The following is a 7,474-nucleotide window of genomic DNA, read 5'->3' on the forward strand; positions in this document are numbered from 1 at the left end:
ATGCGCCCCTTGATGCTCGACTTTCAGCCGCGTCGCCGCTCAAGCCCTCTGGGTTGGAGCCTGCTGGCCGGTGGCGTGGTGCTGGCGCTGACCTGCACCGTCATTCAGCAACACCTCAGTGAGCAGGCCGAACAACAGCAAGGTCACCTGCAAACCGCGCAACGCGTGCTCACCGGCGACAGCGGCACCAAGGTCAGCCTGACCCCGGCGGAAACCCGCGAGCAGGCACAGAACCTGGCCGAAATGCGCAAGGTCTCGCAGCAATTGCGCCGCCCTTGGGAGCGTCTGTTCGCCACGCTCGAAGCCATGCCCCGTGAAAACGTTGCCTTGCTGACCCTGACCCCGGACGCCCGCAAAGGCCAGGTGCGGATCAGCGCCGAGGCGCGGGACCTGGACGCCATGCTCGACTTCCACCGCCGCCTCGAAGCCAGCGACGAGCTGTCCGATGTGTCGCTGCTCAGCCACGAAATCGTCGCCAACGTGCCGGAACAACCGGTCCGTTTCAACCTGTCGGCTACCTGGGAGATCGGCGATGCAAATCCCTAGATTGATCGTCCACGAATACCTGCAAAGCCTGGGCGTGCCCGGTCTGGCAGGGCTGGCCATGCTGCTGGTGGCGCTGACCTACGGCCTGGCCGGATTGCTGCCGGACTGGCAGTCGTTGCAGCAGTTGAGCCAACAGACCCGCGAAGCCAGCGAGTACCTGGCCAAGGTCGAGGAGGGCAGCGTGGCCGCACCGGTGGTGCCACAACGTCAGCTCGATGATTTCCGCAGCAAGCTGCCATCGCAACCTCAAGCCACCGTCGCCATCGACAAGATCTACGCGTTGGCCGCACAGGAGCGCATCACTCTGTCGCGCGGCGAGTACTCGCTGGGCATTGATCCGAAGACTCACCTGGCGCGCTATCAGATTCTGTTGCCAGTGCGCGGCAGCTACCCGCAACTGCGGCGCTTCATGCACGCCTTGCTCGGCCAGTTGCCGGCAGTGGTGGTAGAGGAACTTGAGTTGCAGCGCAAAAAGATCGCCGACACCGACCTTAACGGGCGGATCCGCATGACCCTTTACCTGTCGAGGTCATGATGAACAACAAACGTGCAGTGGGTTGGGTGGCGTTTCTCGGCGTGGCCGCGGCGCTGACCTGGTTCTCCGAATACTTCCAACAGGCCGATGACAACGACCTTGCAGTGGCGGTAGTGGCCACGCCCGCCAAAGGCAAGTCCGGTGGCGTGTTGCCAGCCGCAAAAGCCGCCGGCGCATCCGTGGCGATCAAGGACCTGAGCCCGGCCGGCGACCTGTTCGCTTCCCGCAGCTGGAAGGCTGCACCGGCCCTGGCCAGCGTCACCGAAAAACCCGTCAACGTCGCACCGGTGGTGCAGATCCCCACTGCACCGCCCATGCCTTTCCAGTTCATTGGCCGCATGGATGACCGCACCGACCTGCAAGTGTTTTTGCAGAACGGCGAAAAAATATACGTCGTGCGCAAAGGGGATGTGATCGACGAAACATGGAAGATCGAGCGGATTTCCGACATGGAACTGAGCCTGGTCTATCTGCCTCTGCATTTGTCCCAGACTCTGTCTGTGGGGAGCGCGCAATGAACAAATCCCGTTTGCTGATGAGCCTCTGTCTCTGTGCAGGGCTGGCCGCGTGCAGCTCGGCGCAGGTGGCCAAGGAAGAAGCCTCTGAGCTGATCGAACAAGGTCAGTACGAAGCGGGCCTGGCCCGGATCGAAGAGGGCTTGCGGGAAGACCCTCGCGACACCGAGCTGCACATTGCGCTCAACAGCTCCCGTGCCCGTGCGGTCACGGCGCTGCTGACCCAGGGCGACATGGACCGCGCCCAGCGCGATTTCGCCTCGGCGCGCATGGCTTACGGTCGGGTGTTGACCATCGAGCCGAACAACCGCCGCGCTCAGGACTCCATGCGCCAGCTCGAACATATGCGCAGCCTCGATGAAAAACTCGAACTGGCCCGTGGCGACCTGCGCCGTGGCGACATCTACGGCGCCGAGCGTCAGGTCAAGCAGATCCTCGAACTGGACCCGAACAACGAAGGCGCCCTGGAGCTGCAAGGCAACATCCGCCTGGTGCAGAGCCGCAACGTGGTGGCGTATCCACAACTGCGCACCCGCCTGGACCGGCCGGTGACCCTGGAATTTCGCGACGCCAACCTGAAAACCATTTTCGAAGTGCTGTCCCAGGTCGCCGGTTTGAACTTCATCTTCGACAAGGACCTGCGTCCGGACATGAAAGCCACCATCTTCGTGCGTGATGTACGCATCGAAGACGCCGTGGAACTGCTGCTGCAACAGAACCAGCTGCACCAGAAAGTGGTGAACGAAAACACCCTGCTGATCTACCCGGACTCGCCGCAGAAGCTCAAGGATTATCAGGAGCTGGTGATGCGCACTTTCTACCTGACCAGCATCGACGCCAACACCGCGCTGAACATGGTCAAGACCATGCTCAAGACCCGCGACGTGTTCGTCGATGAACGTCTCAACACCCTGACCATGCGCGACACCGGCGATGCCGTGCGCATGGCGGAAAAGCTCCTGCAATCCCAGGATCAGTCCAACCCGGAAGTAGTGCTGGAAGTGGAAGTGATGGAAGTCGCCACCCAGCGGATTCTCGACCTTGGCCTGCAATGGCCGAACACTTTTGGCGTGGTCAACAGCGACGGTTCGGCGGTGACCATTCTCGATCAACTCAAAGGCATCAACTCCGGCCGGATCACCATCAATCCATCGCCGCAGGCCAAGATCAACGCCGCAGACAAGGACATCAACACCCTAGCCAGCCCGGTCATCCGCGTCAGCAACCGTGAGCAGGCGCGCATCCACATCGGTCAGCGCGTGCCGATCATCAGCGCCACCTCCGTGCCGTCGACCCAAGGACCGGTGATCACCGAAAGCGTGACTTACCTGGATGTCGGTTTGAAACTGGAAGTGCAGCCTACCGTGCACCTGAACAACGAAGTGGCGATCAAAGTGGCCCTGGAAGTCAGCAACGCCACGCCGCTGGAACCGACCCGCCAGGGCACGATTCCGGTCCAGGTCGATACACGTAACGCCCAGACCACCCTGCGCCTGCATGACGGCGAAACGCAGATCCTCGCCGGCCTGATGCGTAACGACCATGGCAGCACCGGCAACAAGATTCCCGGCCTTGGCGACATTCCCGGCCTTGGCCGCCTGTTCGGCAGCAACAAGGATGACGTCAGCAAATCCGAACTGGTGCTGTCGATCACCCCGCGGATCGTGCGCAACCTGCCGTACCAGAGCCCGTCGGACATGGAATTCCCTACCGGTACCGAAACCAGCATGCACATCCAGGCGCCGGATCGTTCGAAGGTCCAGGTCGAAGAAGTTAAAGCCAATGGCATGAGCGCACCGATCGCTACCACCGTTACCGTCGGGAAGCCTTGATCATGAACGCCTCGCAACGCGGTTTTACCTTGATCGAAGTCGTGGTGACGCTCGCGCTGATCGGCCTGTTGGCCGGCATGGCCGCGCCACTGACCGAGACCGTGGTGCGCCGGGGCAAAGAGCAGGAATTGCGCACCGCGCTGTACCAGATCCGCGATGCCATTGACGCCTACAAACGTGCTTTCGACGCGGGCTACATCGAGAAGTCGCTGAACAGCAGCGGCTACCCGCCGAACTTGAAAGTGCTGGTGGAAGGCGTGCGCGATGTGCGCAGCGCCAAGGGGGCCAAGTTCTATTTCCTGCGGCGCGTGCCACACGACCCGCTGGCCGCAGTCAAGCGTGACGACGAAGGTGGCTGGGGCGTGCGCTCCTATGACAGCACGGCTGAAAACCCACGGGAAGGCGAAGACATTTTTGACGTCTACTCCAAGGCCCGTGGCAAGGGTCTCAACGGCATCGCGTATCGGGAGTGGTGAGCATATGCGCCGGCAAAAGGGTTTTACCCTACTCGAACTGATGGTGGTCATGGCAATCATCGCGACGCTGATGACCATCGCCTTGCCACGTTATTTCAACAGCCTGGAGGCCTCGAAAGAGACCACCCTGCGCCAGAGCCTGTCGGCGATGCGCGAAGCACTGGATCACTACTACGGCGACACCGGGCGTTATCCCGACTCCATCGAGCAACTGGTCGAGCAGCGTTACCTGCGCAACCCACCGATGGACCCGATTGCCGAACGCAAGGACACCTGGGTCATGGTCGCGCCGCCTGACGGCGTGGCGGGCGGGGTGGCCGATATCAAGAGCGGTGCCACAGGGAGGGCGCGTGATGGCAGCCTTTATTCCGAGTGGTAAGCCTGCTTCAGAAGACGGCTTCACCTACCTGGGTGTGCTGTTTCTGATCATGGTGATGGGCATGGGCCTGGCCAGTGCCGGTGAGTTGTGGGCCACGGCCGCACGTCGTGATCGCGAGCACCAACTGCTGTGGGTTGGCACTCAATACGCCCAGGCGCTGCGCAGCTACTACCGCAGTTCGCCAGGCCTGGCCCAGTACCCGAAAGAGCTTGCCGACCTGTTGCAGGACGAGCGCTTTCCCAGCGCCAAACATCATATCCGCCAGCTGTACCCGGACCCGATTGGCGGTGGCGAATGGTTCCTGATGCGTGGTTTCGACGGGCGCATCACCGGCATCAGCAGCCCGTCCACGGACAAGCCACTGAAGCAGGCGGACTTTCCCACTCAGTGGTCGGACTTCAACGGCATGGCCAGCTACAAGGACTGGCAGTTCGTGGCCGAGAAGTCGTTCCTTGATGGATCCTCGGGCCCGGCCAAAGGCCAGTCCCCATCGCCTCAGGCGTTGCAGCCATGAACCGCTTCTGCCTGGCCTTGATCCTGGTGTTATCGACCTCTGTAGCCTCGGCCGCCGAGGAGGAAGAAATGCTCGGTTTCATCATCGACGACACGATCTCGCACATCGGCCATGACTTTTACTACTCGTTCAGTGAACGCCTGCGGGCCACCAGCCCGATGGATTTCAACCTGGTGGTACGCGAACGACCTTCGGCGCGCTGGGGCAGCCTGGTGACCGTGGAATTTCAACAACGTTTGGTTTATCGGCGCTTCCTGCCGCCGAACACCGTGGAACTCAAGGACGAGGCCTATGCCGCCGCCGACTGGGTACGCGGGCAGATTGTCCAGCGCAAGCTGGAAGCCTTGTTGCAGGACACCACGGACCTTGAGAGGGACGAATTATGAAAGCGAAAACGTTCTTGCAGCGCCACGCGCGCTCATTGGCCGGCGTCTGGTTGGTCGGGCTCGGCAGTTGCGGCCTGGTCCAGGCCACAGAGCTGGTCTACACGCCGATCAACCCGTCGTTCGGTGGCAACCCGTTGAACGGCACCTGGCTGCTCAACAACGCCCAGGCGCAAAACGACTACGACGACCCTGATTTGAAAGACCGCGCCTCATTGACCGGGACTTCGGCCCTGGAGCGGTTCAGCAGTCAGTTGCAATCGCGATTGCTGGGGCAATTGCTGGACAACATCTCCACAGGCAACACGGGGAGCCTGTCCACCGATGCATTTATCGTCAATGTCCTCGACGACTCGGGCGCGCTGACGATCGAAGTGACCGACCGGGCTACCGGCGAAGTTTCGGAAATTCAGGTGAATGGCCTGGCCCCTTGAGGGGATTCTGGTCAATGGGGAGTAAAGGACATGAAAAAAATAATAGCGCTAGGGCTGATGTTGGCGGCATTACAAGGGTGCAGTCTGCGCGAGCCAATGTCGGCCGAGCAGGACACTGAAACCCCGACCCTGACTCCGAGGGCCTCGACCTACTACGACTTGATTAACATGCCCCGACCCAAGGGCCGGTTGATGGCGGTGGTGTATGGCTTCCGCGACCAGACCGGGCAATACAAACCGACCCCGGCCAGCTCGTTCTCCACCAGCGTGACCCAAGGTGCGGCCAGCATGTTGATGGACGCCTTGCAGGCCAGCGGCTGGTTCGTGGTGCTGGAACGTGAAGGGCTGCAGAACCTGCTGACCGAGCGCAAGATCATCCGCGCCTCGCAGAAAAAACCCAATACACCGGTGAACATCCAGGGTGAGCTACCACCGCTGCAAGCTGCGAACATGATGCTCGAAGGCGGGATCATCGCCTACGACACCAACGTGCGTAGCGGTGGGGAAGGGGCACGTTACCTGGGCATCGACATTTCCCGCGAATATCGCGTGGACCAGGTCACGGTCAACCTGCGGGCGGTCGACGTGCGCAGCGGCCAGGTGCTGGCCAACGTGATGACCAGCAAGACCATCTACTCCGTGGCCCGCAGTGCCGGGGTGTTCAAGTTTATCGAGTTCAAGAAGTTGCTTGAGGCCGAGGTCGGCTACACCACCAACGAACCGGCGCAATTGTGTGTGTTGTCGGCGATCGAGGCGGCGGTGGGGCATATGCTGGCCCAGGGGATCGAGCGGCATTTGTGGCAGGTGGCGGGGGATAATTCGCCGACCAATGCGACGCTGGATCGGTACCTGACGCAGAACAAGGTTATGCCTGAGGGTGAGGCTGAAGATGAGTGAGTCGAGGTCGCCTTTAGAGCTGGCTTGCCAGCAATGGCGGCCTGATAGCCGCCCCCTCACTCACGGATGTACCCGATCTACTGTAGGAGCTGGCTTGCCAGCGATGGCGGCCTCAAAGCCGCCCACTCACTCACGGCTGTACCCCGATCCACTGTAGGAGCGAGCCTGCTCGCGAAGGCGGCCTGACAGCCGACCTGTCTTTTATTGTTCGCGTACATATCCATTTCAGCGGTAACGGCCACTTATGGTTTCGCCCTTACGGCGACTCACTTTTTTTTCAAACGCCAAAAAAAGTAAGCAAAAAAAGGCTCGCCCCGAGCGTCCGGCCCCTCGCTGGGGCTCGGCGTTCCTTCGCTCCGGTATCCATCCGGGGACACTGCCCTCCGGTCTGCTTCGCTTCGACCTACATGCAGCGTGTGCGACTGCGTCGAACGGCGCTGCGCGCCACTCCCCGGATGAACACCTCCACTCAGCCTCCCGAAGGGGCGGGTGGATCAAGATCAAGAGCTGAAGGCGAGCTAACGCTCGGCCTGATGAGTGGTGGAAAGCATGGGGGTGTCTACGCTTTTCTTTTGTGTGGGAGCTGGCTTGCCAGCGATGGCGGCCTGACAGCCGGCGAATCTCTCGCAGACACTTCCGATCTCCTGTAGGAGCTGGCCTGATGTTTTGCGTTCCATAAAAAACACGCGGTAAATCCGCCGCTGGATAACCTCAACCCGCAAGCATAAACGCTGACCTAATGTGGCGAGGGAGCTTGCTCCCGCTGGGTTGCGCAGCGACCCCAAACCCGGCGAATGCGGTATATCAGAAAAAACGCAGTTAACTGATTTGGGGCCGCTTCGCACCCCAGCGCGAGTAAGCTCGCTCGCCAGAGTTGTTTTGCGGCTCATAAAAAACGCGCGGTGAACCTAACACTGGATAACCTCAACCCGCCAAGCCAAGCGCTGCCCCATTGTGGCGAGG

At 61.1% G+C, this 7,474-nt stretch carries 10 protein-coding genes; all 10 read left to right on the forward strand.

All coding sequences use genetic code 11. The annotated features are described in order from the left end of the window. Genes NL64_RS27680 through NL64_RS27725 form a run of 10 tightly spaced genes read left to right on the forward strand, consistent with a single transcriptional unit; the run spans window position 1 to window position 6,511 of the window. Window positions 1-546 carry a PilN domain-containing protein gene (locus NL64_RS27680; RefSeq protein WP_034151249.1) on the forward strand — a complete coding sequence of 182 codons (546 nt, stop codon included), beginning with the start codon at window positions 1-3 and terminating at the stop codon, window positions 544-546. Then, entirely contained in the window at window positions 533-1,081 is a 549-nt protein-coding gene (locus tag NL64_RS27685; RefSeq protein ID WP_034151250.1) for a GspMb/PilO family protein, read from the forward strand. Before NL64_RS27680 ends, NL64_RS27685 begins: the two co-directional genes overlap by 14 nt. Further along, window positions 1,081-1,599, forward strand: coding sequence for a hypothetical protein (locus NL64_RS27690; RefSeq protein WP_034151251.1), 519 nt, complete (start codon window positions 1,081-1,083; stop codon window positions 1,597-1,599). The genes NL64_RS27685 and NL64_RS27690 overlap by 1 nt, the downstream gene beginning before the upstream one ends. Continuing rightward, window positions 1,596-3,428, forward strand: a complete 1,833-nt coding sequence (locus NL64_RS27695) for a secretin N-terminal domain-containing protein (protein ID WP_034151252.1) — start codon at window positions 1,596-1,598, stop codon at window positions 3,426-3,428. Before NL64_RS27690 ends, NL64_RS27695 begins: the two co-directional genes overlap by 4 nt. A 2-nt stretch (window positions 3,429-3,430) precedes the next feature. Beyond that, window positions 3,431-3,904, forward strand: coding sequence for a type II secretion system protein (locus tag NL64_RS27700; protein WP_034151253.1), 474 nt, complete (start codon window positions 3,431-3,433; stop codon window positions 3,902-3,904). A 4-nt stretch (window positions 3,905-3,908) separates the two neighbouring features. Continuing rightward, window positions 3,909-4,283 carry a type II secretion system protein gene (locus NL64_RS27705; protein ID WP_034151254.1) on the forward strand — a complete coding sequence of 125 codons (375 nt, stop codon included), beginning with the start codon at window positions 3,909-3,911 and terminating at the stop codon, window positions 4,281-4,283. Continuing rightward, window positions 4,258-4,797, forward strand: coding sequence for a type II secretion system protein (locus tag NL64_RS27710; RefSeq protein ID WP_034151255.1), 540 nt, complete (start codon window positions 4,258-4,260; stop codon window positions 4,795-4,797). The genes NL64_RS27705 and NL64_RS27710 overlap by 26 nt, the downstream gene beginning before the upstream one ends. Beyond that, window positions 4,794-5,183, forward strand: coding sequence for a curli production assembly/transport protein CsgE (gene csgE, locus NL64_RS27715; protein ID WP_034151256.1), 390 nt, complete (start codon window positions 4,794-4,796; stop codon window positions 5,181-5,183). The genes NL64_RS27710 and csgE overlap by 4 nt, the downstream gene beginning before the upstream one ends. Beyond that, complete coding sequence (locus NL64_RS27720; protein WP_034151257.1) at window positions 5,180-5,614, forward strand: curli assembly protein CsgF; 435 nt, start codon at window positions 5,180-5,182, stop codon at window positions 5,612-5,614. Before csgE ends, NL64_RS27720 begins: the two co-directional genes overlap by 4 nt. Before the next feature lie 30 nt (window positions 5,615-5,644). After that, a complete protein-coding gene (locus NL64_RS27725; protein WP_034151258.1) occupies window positions 5,645-6,511 on the forward strand; it encodes a CsgG/HfaB family protein in 867 nt (288 codons plus the stop codon). Window positions 6,512-7,474: the final 963 nt, after the last annotated feature.

Source organism: Pseudomonas fluorescens (assembly GCF_000802965.1).
In the GTDB taxonomy this organism is placed as follows: Bacteria; Pseudomonadota; Gammaproteobacteria; order Pseudomonadales; family Pseudomonadaceae; genus Aquipseudomonas; species Aquipseudomonas fluorescens_A.